Here is a 17,233-nt window from a genome sequence, read left to right on the forward strand (position 1 = left end):
AAGCTTCGCGGACAAGCCCGCTCCTACCGAGATCCATCCAGAATTGAAATACCAACGAAGGACAGTGCAATGAACATACAAGACAAGGCTTTCCTGGTCAGCGGCGGTGCCTCCGGCCTTGGCGCGGCAACCGCTGACATGCTGGTGGCGGCGGGTGCCCGGGTGATGCTGGTGGACCTCAACGCCGAGGCCGTCGCCGCCCAGGCGCAGAAGCTCGGTGCCAATGCCCGCAGCGTGGTCGCCGACATTACCCGGGAAGACCAGGCAAAGGCTGCCGTCGAGGCAGCGCTCAGCGCCTTCGGCGGCCTGCACGGGCTGGTCAACTGCGCCGGCATCGTGCGCGGCGAGAAGATCCTCGGCAAGAACGGACCGCACCTGCTGGAGAGCTTCAGCCAGGTGATCAACGTCAACCTGATCGGCAGTTTCAACCTGTTGCGCCTGGCCGCCGCGGCCATGGCCGAGAGCGAGGCGGATGCCGGTGGCGAGCGTGGGGTGATCATCAACACGGCGTCGGTCGCCGCCTATGACGGCCAGATCGGCCAGGCCGCCTACGCCGCCTCCAAGGGCGCGATCGTCAGCCTGACCCTGCCGGCTGCCCGCGAACTGGCACGCTTCGGTATCCGCGTGATGACCATCGCCCCCGGCATTTTCGAAACCCCGATGATGGCCGGCATGACCCCGGAAGTCCGCGACTCGCTGGCGGCCGGCGTGCCGTTCCCGCCGCGGCTGGGCAAACCGTCGGAATACGCTGCACTGGTTCGGCACATCATTGAAAACAGCATGCTCAATGGCGAAACGATCCGTCTCGACGGCGCCTTGCGCATGGCTGCCAAATAGGAGAAATAGCCATGACTATCCAGGATCCCGTGGTCATCGTCAGCGCCGTGCGTACCCCCATGGGCGGCTTCCAGGGCGACCTCCAGAGCCTGACCGCGCCGCAACTGGGCGCCGCCTCGATCCGTGCCGCGGTCGAGCGCGCCGGGGTGGTGGCGGATGCCGTCGACGAGGTGCTGTTCGGCTGTGTGCTCCCGGCCGGTCTCGGCCAGGCTCCCGCCCGTCAGGCGGCGTTGGGCGCCGGGCTGGACAAGGGCACCCGTTGCACCACCCTGAACAAGATGTGCGGCTCCGGCATGGAAGCGACCATCCTGGCCCATGACCGGCTGCTGGCCGGCAGTGCCGAAGTGGTGGTGGCCGGCGGCATGGAAAGCATGTCCAACGCCCCGTACCTGCTGGACCGCGCCCGCGCGGGCTATCGCATGGGCCATGGCCAGGTGCTTGACCACATGTTTCTCGATGGCCTCGAAGACGCCTATGACAAGGGCCGGCTGATGGGTACCTTTGCCGAGGACTGCGCCGAGACCAACGGCTTCAGCCGCGAAACCCAGGATGCTTTCGCCGTCGCCTCCCTGACCCGTGCGCAACAGGCCATCCGCGAAGGCCGCTTCAGGGACGAGATCGTGCCGCTGCAGGTGACGGTCGGCAAGGAGCAACGGCTGATCAGCGATGACGAGCAACCGCCGAAGGCCAGGCTGGACAAGATCGCCTCGCTGAAACCGGCGTTCCGCCAGGACGGTACGGTCACTGCGGCCAACTCCAGCTCGATTTCCGATGGTGCGGCGGCGCTGGTGCTGATGCGCCGCTCCGAAGCCGAAAAACGCGGCTTGAAACCGCTGGCGGTGATCCACGGGCATGCGGCATTCGCCGACACCCCGAGCCTGTACCCGGTGGCGCCGGTGGGCGCGATCCACAAGCTGTTGAAAAAGACCGGCTGGACCCTGGACCAGGTCGACCGTTTCGAGATCAACGAGGCCTTCGCCGTGGTCACCCTGGTAACCATGGACAAGCTGCAGATCCCCCATGAGAAGGTCAACGTCAATGGCGGCGCCTGTGCCCTGGGACACCCCATCGGTGCGTCCGGTGCGCGGATCCTGGTGACGCTGCTGTCGGCACTGCGTCAGCAGAACCTCAAGCGCGGTATCGCGGCGATCTGCATCGGCGGTGGCGAGGCCACGGCGATGGCGATCGAGTGCCTGTAAGGAGTCCCCATGCTACCGAACCAAGAGCAACAACAGATCAGCGATGCCGCCCGGGACTTTGCCCAGGAACGGCTTAAACCGTTCGCCGCCGAGTGGGACCGTGAGCACCGTTTTCCCCGGGAAGCCATCGACGAAATGGCTGAACTGGGCTTTTTCGGCATGCTGGTGCCGGAGCAGTGGGGCGGTTGCGATACCGGTTACCTGGCCTACGCCATGGCCCTGGAAGAGATCGCTGCCGGTGACGGCGCCTGTTCGACCATCATGAGCGTGCACAACTCGGTGGGCTGCGTGCCGATCCTCAACTTCGGCAACGACGAGCAGAAGGCTCGTTTCCTGCCGGCCCTGGCCGGTGGGCAGATGCTCGGTGCCTTCGCCCTGACCGAACCCCAGGCCGGCTCCGACGCCAGCGGCCTGAAGACCCGCGCCCGGTTGGAGGGCGACCACTACGTGCTCAACGGCTGCAAGCAGTTCATCACCTCCGGGCAGAATGCCGGGGTGGTGATCGTCTTTGCCGTGACCGACCCGAGTGCCGGCAAGCGCGGTATCAGCGCGTTCATCGTGCCCACCGATGCGCCGGGCTACAAGGTCGCGCGGGTCGAGGACAAGCTCGGCCAGCATGCCTCCGATACCTGCCAGATCCTCTTCGAGGAGGTGAAGGTCCCCGTCGCCAACCGCCTGGGCGAGGAGGGCGAGGGCTATCGTATTGCCCTGGCGAACCTGGAGGGCGGTCGGGTCGGGATTGCCGCGCAATCGGTGGGCATGGCCCGGGCGGCGTTCGAGGCGGCCCGCGACTATGCCCGTGAGCGGCAGAGTTTCGGCAAGGCGCTGATCGAGCACCAGGCCGTGGCGTTCCGCCTGGCGGACATGGCGACCCAGATCGCCGTGGCGCGGCAGATGGTGCACTACGCCGCCGCCCTGCGCGACAGCGGCAAGCCGGCGCTGGTGGAGGCCTCCATGGCCAAGCTGTTCGCTTCGGAAATGGCCGAGAAGGTCTGTTCCTCGGCGTTGCAAACCCTCGGCGGCTATGGCTATCTGAACGACTTCCCGCTGGAGCGGATCTACCGCGACGTGCGGGTCTGCCAGATCTATGAAGGTACCAGCGACATTCAGCGCATGGTCATTTCGCGCAACCTGTGAGCAAGGACATTAACGATGAGCTACGAAACCATTCTGCTGGACATCAAGGGCCGCGTCGGCCTGATCACCCTGAACCGCCCACAGGCGCTCAATGCCCTGAACGCGCAGATCGTCAGTGAGTTGAACCAGGCGCTGGACCGCCTGGAGGCCGACCCAGAGATCGGTTGCGTCGTGCTGACCGGGTCGAAGAAGGCCTTTGCCGCGGGCGCCGATATCAAGGAAATGGCCGAGCTGACCTATCCGAAGATCTACCTCGACGACCTGTTCAGCGACAGCGATCGGGTGGCGAACCGGCGCAAGCCGATCATCGCCGCGGTGGCCGGTTTTGCCCTGGGCGGCGGCTGTGAGCTGGCGCTGATGTGCGACTTCATCCTGGCTGCCGACAACGCCAAGTTCGGCCAGCCGGAGATCAACCTCGGCGTGCTGCCGGGCATGGGTGGCACCCAGCGTCTGACCCGTGCGGTGGGCAAGGCCAAGGCCATGGACCTGTGCCTGACCGGGCGTTTCATCGATGCGGTGGAGGCCGAGCGTTGCGGCCTGGTGGCGCGGATCGTGCCGGTCGATGAGTTGCTGGACGAAGCACTGAAGGTGGCGGCCGTGATCGCCGGCAAGTCGATTCCGATCAGCATGATGATCAAGGAGAGCGTCAACCGGGCGTTCGAGGTCAGCCTGTCCGAGGGGGTGCGTTTCGAGCGTCGGGTGTTCCATGCGGCGTTTGCCACCGAGGATCAGAAAGAGGGCATGGCGGCGTTCGTGGCCAAGCGCGAGGCGCAGTTCAAGGATCGCTGAGCCTGGCCCAATCTTGTGAGGGCCGGACAGTGTAGGAGCCGGGCTTGCCCGCGAAGCTCCTGGCGTCCTCAAGGGCGCCTTCGCGGGCAAGCCCGGCTCCTACAAGGCTGGGCTTGCGGCACAGGTGCCGGCGTTATACCAGGTAGTGCTTGAGCTCCCGCGCAATCAGCATCCGCTGAATTTCGCTCGACCCTTCGTAGATCTGCGTGATCCGCGCATCCCGGTAGTAACGCTCCACCGGATAATCTTCCAGGTACCCATACCCACCATGGATCTGCATCGCCGAGGAGCAGACCTTCTCGGCCATCTCCGAGGCGAACAGCTTGGCCTGTGACGCCTCCGACAGGCACGGCTTGCCCGCGCTGCGCAGGCGTGCGGCGTGGAGGATCAGCAGTCGCGTGGCGTTGATCCGCGTGTGCATGTCGGCCAGCAGGTTGGCGATGCTCTGGTGCTCGATGATCGGCTTGTCGAACTGCACACGCTCGCGGGCATAACGCAGGGCGGCTTCGAAGGCGGCGCGGGCGATACCCAGCGCCTGGGCGGCGATACCGATCCGCCCGCCTTCAAGGTTCGACAGGGCGATCGCCAGGCCCTTGCCACGCTCACCCAGCAGGTTGGCCTCGGGTACCGTGCACTGGTTCAGGGTGACGGCGCAGGTGTCGGAGGCGCGAATGCCCATCTTGTGTTCGGTCCGGTCTACGATGAAGCCTGGCGTATCGGTCGGCACCAGGAAGGCCGAGAGGCCTTTCTTGCCCAACTCCGGGTCGGTCACGGCAAAGACGATCGCCAGGTTGGCACGCTTGCCATTGCTGACGAACTGCTTGGCGCCGTTGATCACCCACTGGCCGTCCTTGAGTTCGGCACGGGTGCGCAGGTTGTGCGCCTCGGAGCCGGCCTGCGGCTCGGTCAGGCAGAAACAGCCGATGGCTTGGCCGGTGGCCAGCTTCTGCAGCCAGGTTTCCTTCTGCGCCTGGGAACCGTAGTTGAGGATCGGGCCGCAGCCAACCGAGTTGTGAATGCTCATCAGCGCGCCGGTGGCACCATCGCCGGCGGAAATCTCTTCGACGGCCAGGGCATAGGCGACGTAGTCGACGTAGGTGCCGCCCCATTCCTCGGGAACCACCATGCCCAGCAGGCCCAGCTCTCCCATCTTGCGGACCAGGCCGTCGTCGATCCAGCCGGCCTTTTCCCAGGCCTGGGCATGGGGCACGATTTCGCCATGGGCGAAATCCCGGGCCATGTCGCGGATCATCACTTGTTCTTCGCTCAGTTCGATATCGTGCATGGCTTCAGTTTTCGCTTGTGTCTAGGCCTTGGAAAAAACGTGCGACCCGCTCGGGTTGCAGCGCGTGCAAGGTGGGTGGATTCCAGCGGGGCGTTCTGTCCTTGTCGATCAACAGGGCGCGCACGCCCTCCATCAGGTCGCCGTGCTCGAACCACTGGCGGTCCAGGTGCAACTCCATGGCGAAGCACGCTTCCAGGCTCAGGTGACGGCCCCGGCGCAACATCTCCAGGGTCACGGACATGGCCAGAGGCGAGCGGGTTTCCAGCAGGCTGACGACGTCCCGGGCCCACTCATGGCTGTCGGCGACGGTCACTGCACGCATCTGTTCGATGATGCTGGGCACGTCGGGCAGGGCGAAGAAGTGGTCGATGGCTGGGCGCAGCTTGTCCAGCGGTGCATCCGGCAGGGTCTGTACGGCCAGCTTGGCCAGCAGGCTCTGCAGGTCCTTGAGCGGGGTGTCGTGCCATTCCAGCTGGTCGAGGCGCTGGTCCAGCAGGGCCAGCCTGTCGCTGTGCAGGTACCAGTCGGCCAGGCCGCAGTAGAGCGCGTCGGCGGCGCGAATCTGCTCGCCGCTGACGCCCAGGTACAGGCCGATCTCGCCGGGAATGCGGGGCAGGAAGTAGCTGCCTCCGACATCCGGGAAGTAGCCGATGCCGACTTCCGGCATCCCCAGCCGACTGCGCTCGGTGACGACCCGCAGATCGGCGCCTTGCACCAGGCCCATGCCGCCGCCGAGGACGAAACCGTCCATCAGCGCCAGCACCGGCTTGCGGTAGTGATGGATGCAGAGGTCGAGAGCGTATTCCTCGACGAAGAACTCTTCGTGCAACCGGCTGCCGCTCTTGTAGCTTTCGTACAGCGAACGGATGTCGCCGCCGGCGCAGAAGGCGCGATCGCCGGCGCCGCGCAGGGTCACGGCGTGGATCTGCGGGTCTTCGGCCCAGGCATCGAGCTGGCGTTGCAGCAGGCGGATCATGTCCAAGGTCAGGGCATTGAGGCCGGCGGGGCGGTTGAGGGTAAGGTGACCGATGTGGTTGCGCACCTGCGCCAGGACATCGGCCGAGGTGTCGTCAAAATCCGTCGCAGCGGAGGATGAAACCCGAGCAGTCATTACTAACTCCCTGCTTTTATTGTCTTTTTAGGTGCGTTCGCAAGCGAACGATGGTTGATCGTATCAGTGCAAATTTGCCGTGTACAACCGAGATAAGTGCAGGTCTTGTCTGCATTTTTGCCTGTGTGGGCAGGCCTCTGGACAGTCTGGCTCAAGGTGCCGGGGTTGCAAGCCGGATCCGCGCTGTCCGCATGGCTGGCAGGCTGTGCGAATCCGGTTCGTATTGCGTGGACTCAGTGCTAAAGTCGCTTCTTTTTTTCGAGCAGGGAACGGTCATGCGGATGTTAATCGGGGCGGTGGCGGCAGTGGCATTGGCGGGGTGCATGGGCCCCGGCATGAATCAGACCCGCAGCACCGGGCCGACCAAGAGTTTCACCTCGACCAAGGCCGATAATGTCGTCGCCCAGTGCATCCAGTTCTCCTGGCAGGACGAAAAGGTCTTCGATGTCGACGCCGCAGCCTATCTGCAACCGGGCTACAAGGGTGGCTCGACGGTCTACACCCGTGGTTCCGAATACTTCGTCGATGTCCGCCGCGAGGCCGAGGGTACCGTGGTCGACTACTACGCCACCGTGACCAAACCGATCGGTGCCAGAAGGCTGGCGGCTGTCGCGACTTGTCTCTGAGGGGGGCCGGGCTCAGTTGCAGGCCTGGGTATGCAGCACGTCTGCAACCCACTGGTTGATGCTTTTATGGGCCAATTCCGCCTTGACGGCTATCGAGGCATGAAGTTCTGGCGCCAGGCGCAGGCTGAGTTTCCCCGAGTAGGGCTTCTGAGGGGAACGGCCCAGCTTGGCACAGGTTTCAAGGTAGTCATCAACCGCTTCTTCGAATGCGGCTTTCAGTTCCTTGACCGATTCGCCGTGGAAACCTACGACATCTCGAATGCCGGCAATGTGGCCGACGAATAGCTCATCTTCCGCACTGAACTCGATACGTGCGGCGTAGTTTTTGTAGTTCATCACATTCATGGTGTGACTCCAGCTTGTTCCAGAAAGGCTCGCGCATCGCGAACCTGATAAGGCTTGGCCTCTTTATCCGGATGTGGCCTATGAAACGTCACAACCACGTCGCTCAATTCGAAACGTACTCGTGACCCCTTGCCTTCAATAACCCTTGCTCCGACCGCGATGAAGAGGCTTTCAATGCGCGCCCATTCAAGCGTATTGGGGACAGGCCTCGCAAAGATGGCTCTCAGCGTGCTTAGCTGCTTGTTATTCATGGTATTAAAAAATGATATCAGTTTGAAGAAGAAAAACTGATTTTCAGCCGGAAGAAATCAAGCAGCAACCGCGATTAGGTCACCAGTTGCTTCAGGTGATTTTCACCGAGAGGCACTGGCCAGGGCGCCTTTCACCGCGCCCAAGGCAATTCCGTGCATCAGCAGTCGATGGCCCTGTGGCTCCAGGCCGGCATCGTCGGTCCAGGCCGGCAGGTTGTTCAGCAGACAGAGGAAGGTGCGCACGGTGGTGCGGGCCAGGGACTCGTCAGGGGAGAGGCCCAGGGGCGTGAGCAACTTGACCAGGTGGCTTTCGTAGCGGCGGCGCAATTCGAGCACGGCCGCCTGCTGCGAGTCGTCCAGGCAGTGGAATTCATGCTCCGCGACGCGGAAGAAATCGGCCTTGTCGCGGTGCAGGTCCAGGTGCGCGGTTATCAGTGCGTCCAGGCGCTTTTCTGCCGAGCGCGAGGCCCGCGCCGAGGGCGCGGCGACAATTTCGAGCAGGTCCAGATGCAGGCTCTCGATCAGCTCGAACAGCAGCGCCTGCTTGCTCTCGATATGGTTGTAGATCGAGCCCGGCTGGATGCCCAGGTGCGCGGCCAGTTCCCGCAGGCCAACCTGGGCGAACCCGCGCCGGGCAAACAGCGCCACGGCTTTGGTGCGGGTTTCCAGATGGCGTGAAGGTTTCTGTTCCGGCGCCTGCGATGCAATGGCAAGAGCTGCCCGGGCCATGGCCAATCAGCCTTCGTACGTGTAGAAGCCACGCCCGCTCTTGCGACCCAGGTAACCGGCCGCCACCATTTCCCTGAGCAACTGCGCCGGCCGGTACTTCGGTTCGTCGAAGCCCGAGTGCAGGCTCTCCATGATCGCCAGCAGGGTATCCAGGCCAATCAGGTCGGCCAGGGCCAGCGGGCCGATCGGCTGGTTGCAGCCCAGTTGCATGCCGGCGTCGATGTCTTCGGCGCTGGCCAGGTCTTCCTGGAGGACGAAGATGGCTTCGTTGATCATCGGGCAGAGGATGCGGTTGACCACGAAGCCAGGGCGGTTGCGGGCGGTCACGGCGGTCTTGCCGATCTGCGTGGCCAGGGCCAGGGCGCTGGCGTGGGTGGCGTCGCTGGTCTGCAGGCCGCGAATGACTTCCAGCAGACCCATCACCGGGACCGGGTTGAAGAAGTGCAGGCCGATGAAGCGTGCCGGCTGGCTGATGGCTGCCGCCAGTTCGGTGATCGACAGCGACGAGGTGTTGGTGGCGATGATGCACTCGGCGCCGACCACTTCGGCGACCTGCTTGAGAATGCGTTTTTTCAGTTCGAGGTTTTCCGTGGCGGCCTCGATCACCAGCTCGGCTCCGGCCAGCACCGCGTAGTCGGTACTCAGGCTGATGCGGCCGAGGGCGGCCTGCTTGTCCTCGGCACTGATCACGGCCTTGCGCACCTGGCGGTCGAGGTTGCCGCTGATGGTCGCCAGCCCTTTGTCCAGGGCAGCCTGGGACACATCGATCAGGCTGACCTGCAGCCCCGCCACCGCGCAGACCTGCGCGATGCCGTTGCCCATGATGCCGGCGCCGATCACGGCGATACGTTGGATAGTCATGAAGATCGTCCTTAAACCCGTTCGAAGATGACGGCGATGCCTTGTCCACCGCCGATGCACATGGTGGCCAGGCCATAGCGTCCGCCGGTGCGATGCAGCTCGTGGATCAGCTTGGTGGCGATGATGGTACCGGTCGCCCCGACCGGATGGCCGAGGGAGATGCCCGAGCCGTTGGGGTTGACCTTCGCCGGGTCGAGGCCCAGTTCCTGGCTGACCGCGCAGGCCTGGGCGGCGAAGGCGACGTTGGACTCGATCACGTCGAGGTCGGCGATGCTCAGGCCGGCGCGCTTGAGTGCCAGGCGGGTGGCCGGGATCGGGCCGAGGCCCATCAGTTCCGGTTCGACCCCGGCATGGGCGTAGGCCACCAGTCGGGCCAGGGGCTTGAGACCGTTGGCCTGCACCGCCGAGGCGCTGGCCATCAGTACGGCGGCCGCGCCGTCGTTGAGGCCCGAGGCGTTGCCGGCAGTGACCGTGCCGTCCTTCTTGAAGGCGGTGCGCATCTGCGCCAACTGTTCCAGCGAGGTGCTGCGCGGGTGCTCGTCGACGCTGAACAATTCGGTACCCTTGCGGCTGCGCACTTCCACCGGGGCGATCTGCCCCTCGAAGCGGCCTTCGTCGATGGCGCGGCGGGCCCGCACCTGTTCTTCCAGGGCCAGGTCGTCCTGCATCTGGCGGGTGATGCCATTGCGCTCGGCGATGTTCTCGGCGGTGATGCCCATGTGGATGCCGTGGAACGGATCGTGGAGGATGCCGAGCATGTAGTCGATGGCCTGCACGTTGCCCATGCGCGCACCCCAGCGGGCGGCCGGCAGCAGGTACGGGCCGCGACTCATGGATTCGGCACCGGCGCCGATGGCCACTTCGGCGTCGCCGAGCAGCAGGGTCTGGGCGGCCGAGACGATCGACTGCAGGCCCGAGCCGCACAGGCGGTTGACGTTATAGGCCGGGGTTTCCTTGGGAATGCCGGCGTTCATCGCGGCAACGCGGGACAGGTAGGCATCCAGGGTATCGGTGGGGATGACGTTGCCCATCACCACATGGCCGACCAGCGCCGGGTCCACATCGCTGCGCTGCAGCGCGGCCTTGACGGCAGTGGTGGCCAGATCGCTCAGGGGCACATCCTTCAGGGCGCCGCCGAAGGTGCCGATGGCTGTCCGGACGGCGCTGACGATATACACTTCGGGCTTTGACATGGGGCACTCCTGTTGGGTTGTCGTGGGCGCTTCGCTGTTGCTGTTGTTGGGGGAGCCGGTGGGGAAGCTTAGGCTGTGTACGAAATTGTTTGAAACGCAGGTTAGGCAAGGCGAAAACCGGCGAGGAAGCGCAGTTGACTGGTTGTCAATGAGCATTCCGAGCCGGTTTTTAACGTCGCATAACCAAGTTTCAAGCGATTTCGTACATAGCCTAGCCCGTCTCGGGCGCCCTATCTGCAGCAGGACCTATCTGGTCGCCCAGTCTAGGACCGCACATCGGTTCGGCCTATGCCGAAACCGCTCAGTAAATCTGTTCTTTTTTGCCATACGCAGCCTGAGATTCATGAAAGAAAAACATTCGGTGTCGTCGTACTTCGTCAAGGCCCTGCTGACGCGCTTTCTCGACCACCCGCAACGGGTCGCCGAGTTGCTGCAGGGTGCCGGTTTCAGCGAGCGCTCGGTGGAGGAACTGGGCGAGCGGGTGGCTCCCCGGCAATTGGCCCAGTTGTGGCTGGCGGTGATCCGCGAGCTGGGCGATGAGTTCTTCGGCTTCGACTCCCACGGCATGCCCGTCGGCAGCTTTGCCCTGATCTGCCGCGGCCTGATCCAGGCACCGACGGTAGGCAAGGCACTGGGCCTGTCGCTGGAGTATTTCGCGCTGTTCCTGCGCGACATCCAGGCCCAGGTGCAGGCGCGCGGCAAGCGGGTCGCCGTGGTGATGACCACGGATGCCCGCGACCCGTACCTGCAGGCGGTGGTTACCGAAACCTTCCTGATCCTGATCGTCGGCCTGATGTGCTGGCTGGCCGGCCGGCGGATTCCCATCAGTCGTGCACGCTTCGCCTATGCCCGGCCACCCCATGGCGACGAGCACCTGCTGTGGGGCGCCTATGTCGAGTTCGACGCGGCGGTCACCGAAATCGAGTTCGAGCGCGAGTACCTGCGTCTGCCGGTGCTGGCCGACCGCAAGTCGCTCTATGGGTTCCTGCGCGATGCGCCGCAGTCGGTGTTCATCCGGTTTCGCAATCGCGAGGGCTTCAGTGCCCGGGTGCACCAGCGGCTGCGTTCGTGCGGCTACGATCATTGGCCGACCCTGGAGCAACTGGCCGACGAATTCGGCATTCACCTGGCCAGCCTGCGCCGGGCCTTGCAGCGTGAGGGATTTTCCTACCAGGAGATCAAGGACGAAGTCCGTCGCGCCATCGCCTTCGAGCGCCTGCGCAGCACCCGCACGAGCATTGCCGAGATCGCCCTGGAAGTCGGCTTTCGCGAGCCGAGTGCGTTCCACCGGGCCTTCAAGCAATGGACGGGGGAGAGTCCGGGGAGCTTTCGTCTGCGCGGGCAGAAGGCGTAACGTAGGCGCCTTGACGTGCTAATCCATTCATTGCGAGGAAGCTCCATGTTGTCCCAGCACCTGACCGAATACGAAGACGCCAGCCCCGAAGTACGCGCGGTTTACGATGACATCATGCAGACCCGCAAGGTCGAGCAGGTCAACAACTTCTGGAAGTGCCTGGCCGCGCATCCGCCGACCCTGCGCCGCACCTGGGACAGCCTCAAGGAGATCATGGCCCCCGGCGCCCTGGACCCGCTGACCAAGGAACTGATCTATGTCGCCGTCAGCGTCACCAACAACTGCCCGTACTGCATCGCCTCCCACACCGCGGCGGCGCGCAAGGCGGGGATGACCGACGCGATGTTCGGCGAACTGCAGGCGGTGGTCGGCATGGCCAACGAAACCAACCGGCTGGCCAACGGTTATCGCATTCCGCTGGACGACGCCTTCAGGCTCGACTGAGCGACCTGCCATTCATCAGGGAGGATTCCCATGTTCAGTCATATCCAGCTCGGCGCGCGGGACCTGCCGCGCATGATTGCCTTCTACGAAGCTGTACTGGCCGAACTCGGCCTGGTGCGCATGGCCGATGAGCAGGATGGCGGCCCGCCGGGCGCCGGCTGGCGGTTGCCGGGTTGGGACTGGCCGCACTTTTTCGTGCAGGAGCCGTTCAACGGCCTGCCGGCGACCTGGGGCAACGGTGTGCAGGTGAGTTTCGCCGCACCGTCCCGGGCGGCGGTGCAGGCGGCCTGGGACCGTGCCCTGGCCCTGGGCGCAAGGGACGAGGGCGCGCCGGGCCTGCGGCCCCACTATGCGGCCGATTACTACGGCGCCTACTGCCGCGACCCGGAAGGCAACAAGCTGTGCTTCGTGCACACGGTCGAGCTGGAGGTGATGCTCACCCGGCAGCCGGGCAGGGCTTGAGTGTCACGGTTGCCTGTAGCCGTTTCGACCTTGAACAGCCAGGGCGGTTAATTCGGCTCAGGCGTTGCGCGTTTCCTTGATCATCTTCAGCCATTCGGTGGCGAGGCGATGGCAGTCGCCGGGCCACCGCGCGGTCAGCAGGTTGCCGTCACGGACGGTGAAGCCGCGTCCGGGTTTACTGGCCGAGTCACGCAGCAGCGCCGGTGGCCCGCTGATGAAGTCCCCGGGGCTGGCGAGCACGGTCTTGATCTCGGCTTCGACGGTCTGCGGGTAGGTGCGGTAGTAGCGACCGAGCCACGGCGCGGTAATCAGCCAGGCGGCCAATTCCATGGTCATCGACAGCAGGCCGGTGACCTTGCGTCCGTACAGCACCGAGCGGCCCGTGTCGGGGTCGAGGGTACGGGCGAACAGTAGCGGGCCGTGGCAGACCGAGGCGATCGGTTTGCCGGTCTTGAAGAAGTGCAGGGCGATCCGTTTCGCCGCCTCGGAGTCCAGCAGGCTGCGCATGCCATCGGCGTGGCCGCCAGGGACCAGCAGGCCGTCGAATTGCGTTGGGTCGACATCGGCGTAGGCCAGGGGATGCTGGAAGTGCGGGTCGGCAAGCATAGCCCGATAGCTGTCCAGGTCGGGCTTGCGGGTCATCAGCAGCGGATTGAGTGGGCCGAAGCCGTGTTCCACCAGGCGCGGGTCGGCATGGGCGACGGTGCCTTCGGGGGTGGCGAAACGGATTTCGATGCCGGCACGCTGCAGATACTGCCAGGGCACGCTGCTTTCGGTGGGGTCGTAGTCGCAGTGGGGCAGCAGGACGAGAATCATGCGGGGGCTGGCCTCGACAGGCATGGAAACATGAGTCGAGGATAGCACTCGTTCTGCGGTGGCAGCCGGCTCCCATCAGAAGGATCGGACATCCATTGCGCAGGAGCCGGGCTTGCCCGCGAAGGGGCCTTTTTTAACGCTCGATCGCCAGCGCCACGCCCTGGCCACCGCCGATGCACAGGGTCGCCAGGCCTTTTTTCGCATCACGCTTGATCATTTCGTGCAGCAGGGTCACCAGCACCCGGCAACCCGAGGCGCCGATCGGATGGCCCAATGCAATGGCGCCACCATTGACGTTGACCTTGCTGGCGTCCCAACCCAGTTCCTGGCCCACCGACAGCGACTGGGCGGCGAAGGCCTCGTTGGCTTCGATCAGGTCCAGTTGCTCCAGGCTCCAGCCGGCCTTTTCCAGGCAGCGCCTGGTCGCACTGACCGGGCCGATGCCCATGATCGCCGGGTCGACACCCGCGTTGGCATAACCGGCGATCTTCGCCAGCACCGGCAGGCCCAGGGCCTTGGCCTTGGCGGCGCTCATCAGGATCACCGCGGCGGCGCCGTCGTTCAGCGACGAGGCGTTGCCCGCGGTCACCGTGCCGTCCTTCTTGAACGCCGGCTTGAGTTTGGCCAGCGCCTCGGCCGTGGTGCCGGCGCGTGGCTGTTCGTCGGTGGCGAATGCCAGCGGGTCGCCCTTGCGCTGGGGAATCAGGATCGGCGTGATCTCGTCGACGAAACGCCCGGCCTCGATGGCGGCCACGGCCTTCTGCTGCGAGGCGGCGGCGAAGGCATCCTGGGCTTCACGGCTGATGTCGTACTTGGCCACCAGGTTCTCGGCGGTGATGCCCATGTGGTAGTCGTTGAACGCGTCCCACAGCCCGTCGCTGATCATGGTGTCGATCATCTGGCTATGGCCCATGCGCAGGCCGGTGCGGGCACCGGGCAGCACGTAGTTGGACAGGCTCATGTTTTCCTGGCCTCCGGCGATGATCACCTCGGCATCGCCGCAGCGGATAGCCTGGGCGCCCAGGTGCAGGGCCTTGAGGCCCGAACCGCAGACCTTGTTCAGAGTCATGGCCGGCACGGCGTGGGGCAGGCCGGCCTTGATCGCGGCCTGGCGCGCCGGGTTCTGGCCGGCACCGGCGGTGAGCACCTGGCCCATGATCACTTCATCGACCTGCGCACCGTCCAGGCCGGTCTGGCTCAGCAACTGGCGGATCACCGCCGCACCGAGATCCACCGCGCTGACGTTGGCCAGCGCACCCTGGAAGCTGCCGATCGCCGTACGGGTGGCGGCAACAATCACTACGTCTTGCATCGCTTCATTCCTCATCAGGAAAACTGCATTTCAGGCACATGGTCGGGAACGATCAGTTTACCCGCGGTCTTGCTGACAATCTCTTCGACGCTGACGCCAGGAGCGCGTTCCTTGAGGACAAAAGCGCCATTTTCGATTTCCAGGTAGGCCAGGTCCGTCAGCACGCGCTTGATGCAATTGGCGCCGGTCAGCGGCAGGCTGCATTGGGACAGCAGCTTCGATTCGCCATCCTTGGAGGCATGGGTCATGGTGACGATGATATTCTCGGCGCCGGCCACCAGGTCCATGGCGCCGCCCATGCCCTTGACCAGTTTGCCGGGGATCATCCAGGAGGCGATGTTGCCCTGCACGTCGACCTCGAAGGCGCCGAGTACGGTCAGGTCGATGTGGCCGCCGCGGATCATCGCGAAGGATTCGGCGGAGGAGAAGATCGACGCGCCGATACGGGCGGTGACGGTCTGCTTGCCGGCGTTGATCATGTCGGCGTCGACCGCGTCTTCGGTGGGGAAGGCGCCCATGCCGAGCAGGCCGTTTTCCGATTGCAGCATGACTTCCATGCCGGCCGGGATGTAGTTGGCGACCAGGGTCGGGATGCCGATGCCGAGGTTGACGTAGAAGCCGTCCTGCAGCTCGCGGGCGACGCGCTGGGCCATTTGTTCGCGGGAAAGTGCCATGTTCTTGTTCTCCGTAAGTCGAGGGGGCCGGGGATTACTTGCGCACGGTGCGCTGTTCGATGCGCTTCTCGAACGTGCCGCAGATGATCCGGTCGACGTAGATGCCCGGGGTATGGATCTGCGCCGGGTCCAGTTCGCCCGGTTCGACGATTTCCTCGACTTCGACCACGGTGATCCGGCCGGCGGTGGCCGCCAGCGGGTTGAAGTTCTGTGCGGTATGGCGATAGATGACGTTGCCGAAATGGTCGGCTTTCCAGCCCTTGACGATGGCAAAGTCGCCGGTGATGGATTCTTCCATCAGGTACGGGCGGCCGTTGAATTCACGGGTTTCCTTGCCCTCGGCCACGGGGGTGCCGACGCCGGTGGCGGTGAAAAAGGCCGGAATGCCAGCCCCGCCGGCGCGCATCTTCTCGGCCAGGGTACCTTGCGGGGTCAGCACCACTTCGATTTCCCCGCTGAGCAGTTGCTTCTCGAACAGGGCGTTCTCGCCGACGTAGGATGCCACCACCTTGCGGATCTGCCGGTCTTCGAGCAGCACGCCGAGGCCGAAACCATCGACGCCGCAGTTGTTGGAAACCACGGTGAGGTCGCGGGTGCCACGGCGCTTGATCTCGGCGATCAGGTTTTCCGGGATGCCACACAGGCCGAAGCCGCCGGAGAGTACGGTCATGCCGTCTTCGAGGCCGGCGAGGGCCTCCTCGTAGGACGCCACGCGTTTATCGAAACCTGCCATCTGCATGATCCTCTTTTGTTGTTCGTTGGCCTTCACGACCTTTGGACAGAGTGTTGCTCCGGGAAATATATTTGTTAAGTTGATTTTTAGGTTTGATTGATTGAGAAAACTCAATAAATGCCCGCTGCCATGAGAAAATTCCGATGACCGTCAAACAGCTTAGGGCGTTTCTCGCCGTTGCCCAGAGCCTGAGTTTCGCCGTGGCCGGTGAACGGCTGTTCCTCTCGCAATCGGCCCTGAGCCTGACCATCAAGGCGTTGGAGGAAGGGCTGGGCGGGCGCCTGTTCAGTCGCAACACCCGCAACGTCGCCCTGACTCCAGAGGGCGAGGCGCTGGTGCCGCTGGCCCGGCGCCTGATCGCCGACTGGGACAATGCCGAGGATGAATTGCGCCAACGTTTCACCCTGCAGCGCGGCCGGGTGACCCTGGCGGCGATGCCGTCGTTCGCCGGCAACCTGCTGCCGCCGATCCTCAAAACCTTTCGCGCGCGCTACCCGCAGGTCAACGTGGCGGTGAACGATGTGATCAACGAGCAGGTACTGGAGATGGTCGGCGATCGCCAGGTGGAGTTGGGCGTGGCCTTCGAGCCGCTGCAGAACTCGTCGCTACGCTTTACGCCGCTGTACATCGATCGCTTCGTGGCCGTGGTGCCAGCGGATTCGCCGCTGGCCGACGCGGCCGAGATCGATTGGGACACCTTGCTGCGTGAGCCCTTCATCACCTTGCAGCGCCCGTCGAATGTGCGGGTGATGCTCGAGGAGCACCTGCATGCCCGGGGCATGACCTTGCCGGTGGAGTTCGAGAGCCATCAACTGGCGACGGTGGGGCGCATGGTCGCCAGTGGCCTGGGCGTGAGCGCGGTGCCGGCGCTGTGTGTCGGGCAGATGCGCGAGCTGGGTGCGCGTTGCCTCACCCTGCATGGGCCTGTGGTCGAGCGGGCCATCGGCGTGTTGACCAAACCGGGCCATGAGTTGTCCACGGCGGCCCAGGCGCTGTTCGATATCCTGTTGGAAGAAAGATCCCGTTACCTGAATTTTGAGAAATAACTCGGCCCTGTGTGGATCTTTTCCTACGA

The 17,233-nt window shown here is 64.4% G+C and carries 20 protein-coding genes; 9 read left to right on the plus strand and 11 right to left on the minus strand.

Features of this window, described 5'->3' with window-relative positions; genetic code table 11:
• Positions 1-69: 69 nt before the first annotated feature.
• From ACM62G_RS25535 to ACM62G_RS25550, 4 genes are read left to right on the plus strand one after another with little or no spacing between them, the layout of a single operon-like run.
• Positions 70-837: an SDR family NAD(P)-dependent oxidoreductase gene (locus ACM62G_RS25535; RefSeq protein WP_419735892.1), complete on the plus strand. Its 768-nt coding sequence runs from the start codon at positions 70-72 to the stop codon at positions 835-837.
• Between the two features lie 11 nt (positions 838-848).
• A complete protein-coding gene (locus tag ACM62G_RS25540; protein ID WP_419735893.1) occupies positions 849-2,036 on the plus strand; it encodes an acetyl-CoA C-acyltransferase in 1,188 nt (395 codons plus the stop codon).
• Positions 2,037-2,045: 9 nt separating this feature from the next.
• Entirely contained in the window at positions 2,046-3,173 is a 1,128-nt protein-coding gene (locus ACM62G_RS25545) for an acyl-CoA dehydrogenase (protein ID WP_273826152.1), read from the plus strand.
• A 15-nt stretch (positions 3,174-3,188) separates the two neighbouring features.
• Positions 3,189-3,962, plus strand: coding sequence for an enoyl-CoA hydratase (locus ACM62G_RS25550; RefSeq protein WP_273826151.1), 774 nt, complete (start codon positions 3,189-3,191; stop codon positions 3,960-3,962).
• A gap of 133 nt (positions 3,963-4,095) precedes the next feature.
• Here the strand turns inward: ACM62G_RS25550 and ACM62G_RS25555 are convergent, their stop codons facing one another.
• Positions 4,096-5,247, minus strand: a complete 1,152-nt coding sequence (locus ACM62G_RS25555) for an acyl-CoA dehydrogenase family protein (protein ID WP_054064361.1) — start codon at positions 5,245-5,247, stop codon at positions 4,096-4,098.
• Positions 5,248-5,251: 4 nt separating this feature from the next.
• Positions 5,252-6,358: an enoyl-CoA hydratase/isomerase family protein gene (locus tag ACM62G_RS25560; RefSeq protein WP_054061217.1), complete on the minus strand. Its 1,107-nt coding sequence runs from the start codon at positions 6,356-6,358 to the stop codon at positions 5,252-5,254.
• Between the two features lie 275 nt (positions 6,359-6,633).
• Between ACM62G_RS25560 and ACM62G_RS25565 the strand changes: the two genes are divergently transcribed.
• Positions 6,634-6,984: a hypothetical protein gene (locus tag ACM62G_RS25565; protein ID WP_026145275.1), complete on the plus strand. Its 351-nt coding sequence runs from the start codon at positions 6,634-6,636 to the stop codon at positions 6,982-6,984.
• A gap of 12 nt (positions 6,985-6,996) precedes the next feature.
• Here ACM62G_RS25565 and ACM62G_RS25570 read toward each other — a convergent pair whose 3' ends face one another.
• The 5 genes from ACM62G_RS25570 to ACM62G_RS25590 all read right to left on the minus strand — a co-directional run bounded on the left by ACM62G_RS25570 (position 6,997) and on the right by ACM62G_RS25590 (position 10,363).
• Complete coding sequence (locus tag ACM62G_RS25570; protein ID WP_273826248.1) at positions 6,997-7,329, minus strand: type II toxin-antitoxin system HicB family antitoxin; 333 nt, start codon at positions 7,327-7,329, stop codon at positions 6,997-6,999.
• Complete coding sequence (locus ACM62G_RS25575) at positions 7,326-7,580, minus strand: type II toxin-antitoxin system HicA family toxin (protein WP_273826249.1); 255 nt, start codon at positions 7,578-7,580, stop codon at positions 7,326-7,328. Before ACM62G_RS25575 ends, ACM62G_RS25570 begins: the two co-directional genes overlap by 4 nt.
• Before the next feature lie 102 nt (positions 7,581-7,682).
• Positions 7,683-8,309: a TetR/AcrR family transcriptional regulator gene (locus ACM62G_RS25580; protein WP_054061221.1), complete on the minus strand. Its 627-nt coding sequence runs from the start codon at positions 8,307-8,309 to the stop codon at positions 7,683-7,685.
• Positions 8,310-8,315: 6 nt separating this feature from the next.
• Positions 8,316-9,170: a 3-hydroxybutyryl-CoA dehydrogenase gene (locus ACM62G_RS25585; RefSeq protein WP_419735894.1), complete on the minus strand. Its 855-nt coding sequence runs from the start codon at positions 9,168-9,170 to the stop codon at positions 8,316-8,318.
• 11 nt (positions 9,171-9,181) lie between these two features.
• Positions 9,182-10,363 (minus strand): acetyl-CoA C-acyltransferase family protein, encoded by a 1,182-nt coding sequence (locus ACM62G_RS25590; RefSeq protein WP_054064358.1) that lies wholly within the window; start codon positions 10,361-10,363, stop codon positions 9,182-9,184.
• 343 nt (positions 10,364-10,706) lie between these two features.
• Here ACM62G_RS25590 and ACM62G_RS25595 point away from each other — a divergent pair, with 343 nt between their 5' ends.
• The 3 genes from ACM62G_RS25595 to ACM62G_RS25605 are packed head-to-tail and all read left to right on the plus strand — an operon-like array spanning position 10,707 to position 12,623.
• Complete coding sequence (locus tag ACM62G_RS25595; protein ID WP_419735895.1) at positions 10,707-11,717, plus strand: AraC family transcriptional regulator; 1,011 nt, start codon at positions 10,707-10,709, stop codon at positions 11,715-11,717.
• 45 nt (positions 11,718-11,762) lie between these two features.
• Entirely contained in the window at positions 11,763-12,161 is a 399-nt protein-coding gene (locus tag ACM62G_RS25600) for a carboxymuconolactone decarboxylase family protein (RefSeq protein WP_419735896.1), read from the plus strand.
• 30 nt (positions 12,162-12,191) lie between these two features.
• On the plus strand, positions 12,192-12,623 hold the full coding sequence (locus tag ACM62G_RS25605) for a VOC family protein (RefSeq protein WP_054060777.1): 432 nt from the start codon (positions 12,192-12,194) through the stop codon (positions 12,621-12,623).
• A gap of 57 nt (positions 12,624-12,680) precedes the next feature.
• On the opposite strand, the gene ACM62G_RS25610 is transcribed toward ACM62G_RS25605, so the two are convergent.
• The 4 genes from ACM62G_RS25610 to ACM62G_RS25625 form a co-directional block, all read right to left on the minus strand.
• On the minus strand, positions 12,681-13,439 hold the full coding sequence (locus ACM62G_RS25610; protein WP_273826252.1) for a DJ-1/PfpI family protein: 759 nt from the start codon (positions 13,437-13,439) through the stop codon (positions 12,681-12,683).
• A 133-nt stretch (positions 13,440-13,572) separates the two neighbouring features.
• Positions 13,573-14,751 carry an acetyl-CoA C-acetyltransferase gene (locus ACM62G_RS25615; protein WP_054064355.1) on the minus strand — a complete coding sequence of 393 codons (1,179 nt, stop codon included), beginning with the start codon at positions 14,749-14,751 and terminating at the stop codon, positions 13,573-13,575.
• A gap of 14 nt (positions 14,752-14,765) precedes the next feature.
• Complete coding sequence (locus ACM62G_RS25620) at positions 14,766-15,425, minus strand: CoA transferase subunit B (RefSeq protein ID WP_419735897.1); 660 nt, start codon at positions 15,423-15,425, stop codon at positions 14,766-14,768.
• 34 nt (positions 15,426-15,459) lie between these two features.
• Positions 15,460-16,158 (minus strand): CoA transferase subunit A, encoded by a 699-nt coding sequence (locus ACM62G_RS25625; protein WP_026144891.1) that lies wholly within the window; start codon positions 16,156-16,158, stop codon positions 15,460-15,462.
• Positions 16,159-16,301: 143 nt separating this feature from the next.
• Here ACM62G_RS25625 and ACM62G_RS25630 point away from each other — a divergent pair, with 143 nt between their 5' ends.
• Entirely contained in the window at positions 16,302-17,204 is a 903-nt protein-coding gene (locus ACM62G_RS25630; protein WP_054060778.1) for a LysR family transcriptional regulator, read from the plus strand.
• Positions 17,205-17,233: the final 29 nt, after the last annotated feature.

Origin of the sequence: Pseudomonas sp. COR18 (assembly GCF_048568395.1) — a bacterium.
Taxonomy (GTDB): domain Bacteria; phylum Pseudomonadota; class Gammaproteobacteria; order Pseudomonadales; family Pseudomonadaceae; genus Aquipseudomonas; species Aquipseudomonas fuscovaginae_B.

What these genes read in the sequence shown, in the direction of transcription:
- ACM62G_RS25535 (WP_419735892.1), top strand. Translation starts at nt 70, where the DNA reads ATGAACATACAAGACAAGGCTTTCCTGGTCAGCGGCGGTGCCTCCGGC.
- ACM62G_RS25540 (WP_419735893.1), top strand. Translation starts at nt 849, where the DNA reads ATGACTATCCAGGATCCCGTGGTCATCGTCAGCGCCGTGCGTACCCCC.
- ACM62G_RS25545 (WP_273826152.1), top strand. Translation starts at nt 2,046, where the DNA reads ATGCTACCGAACCAAGAGCAACAACAGATCAGCGATGCCGCCCGGGAC.
- ACM62G_RS25550 (WP_273826151.1), top strand. Translation starts at nt 3,189, where the DNA reads ATGAGCTACGAAACCATTCTGCTGGACATCAAGGGCCGCGTCGGCCTG.
- ACM62G_RS25555 (WP_054064361.1), bottom strand. Translation starts at nt 5,247, where the DNA reads ATGCACGATATCGAACTGAGCGAAGAACAAGTGATGATCCGCGACATG.
- ACM62G_RS25560 (WP_054061217.1), bottom strand. Translation starts at nt 6,358, where the DNA reads ATGACTGCTCGGGTTTCATCCTCCGCTGCGACGGATTTTGACGACACC.
- ACM62G_RS25565 (WP_026145275.1), top strand. Translation starts at nt 6,634, where the DNA reads ATGCGGATGTTAATCGGGGCGGTGGCGGCAGTGGCATTGGCGGGGTGC.
- ACM62G_RS25570 (WP_273826248.1), bottom strand. Translation starts at nt 7,329, where the DNA reads ATGAATGTGATGAACTACAAAAACTACGCCGCACGTATCGAGTTCAGT.
- ACM62G_RS25575 (WP_273826249.1), bottom strand. Translation starts at nt 7,580, where the DNA reads ATGAATAACAAGCAGCTAAGCACGCTGAGAGCCATCTTTGCGAGGCCT.
- ACM62G_RS25580 (WP_054061221.1), bottom strand. Translation starts at nt 8,309, where the DNA reads ATGGCCCGGGCAGCTCTTGCCATTGCATCGCAGGCGCCGGAACAGAAA.
- ACM62G_RS25585 (WP_419735894.1), bottom strand. Translation starts at nt 9,170, where the DNA reads ATGACTATCCAACGTATCGCCGTGATCGGCGCCGGCATCATGGGCAAC.
- ACM62G_RS25590 (WP_054064358.1), bottom strand. Translation starts at nt 10,363, where the DNA reads ATGTCAAAGCCCGAAGTGTATATCGTCAGCGCCGTCCGGACAGCCATC.
- ACM62G_RS25595 (WP_419735895.1), top strand. Translation starts at nt 10,707, where the DNA reads ATGAAAGAAAAACATTCGGTGTCGTCGTACTTCGTCAAGGCCCTGCTG.
- ACM62G_RS25600 (WP_419735896.1), top strand. Translation starts at nt 11,763, where the DNA reads ATGTTGTCCCAGCACCTGACCGAATACGAAGACGCCAGCCCCGAAGTA.
- ACM62G_RS25605 (WP_054060777.1), top strand. Translation starts at nt 12,192, where the DNA reads ATGTTCAGTCATATCCAGCTCGGCGCGCGGGACCTGCCGCGCATGATT.
- ACM62G_RS25610 (WP_273826252.1), bottom strand. Translation starts at nt 13,439, where the DNA reads ATGATTCTCGTCCTGCTGCCCCACTGCGACTACGACCCCACCGAAAGC.
- ACM62G_RS25615 (WP_054064355.1), bottom strand. Translation starts at nt 14,751, where the DNA reads ATGCAAGACGTAGTGATTGTTGCCGCCACCCGTACGGCGATCGGCAGC.
- ACM62G_RS25620 (WP_419735897.1), bottom strand. Translation starts at nt 15,425, where the DNA reads ATGGCACTTTCCCGCGAACAAATGGCCCAGCGCGTCGCCCGCGAGCTG.
- ACM62G_RS25625 (WP_026144891.1), bottom strand. Translation starts at nt 16,158, where the DNA reads ATGGCAGGTTTCGATAAACGCGTGGCGTCCTACGAGGAGGCCCTCGCC.
- ACM62G_RS25630 (WP_054060778.1), top strand. Translation starts at nt 16,302, where the DNA reads ATGACCGTCAAACAGCTTAGGGCGTTTCTCGCCGTTGCCCAGAGCCTG.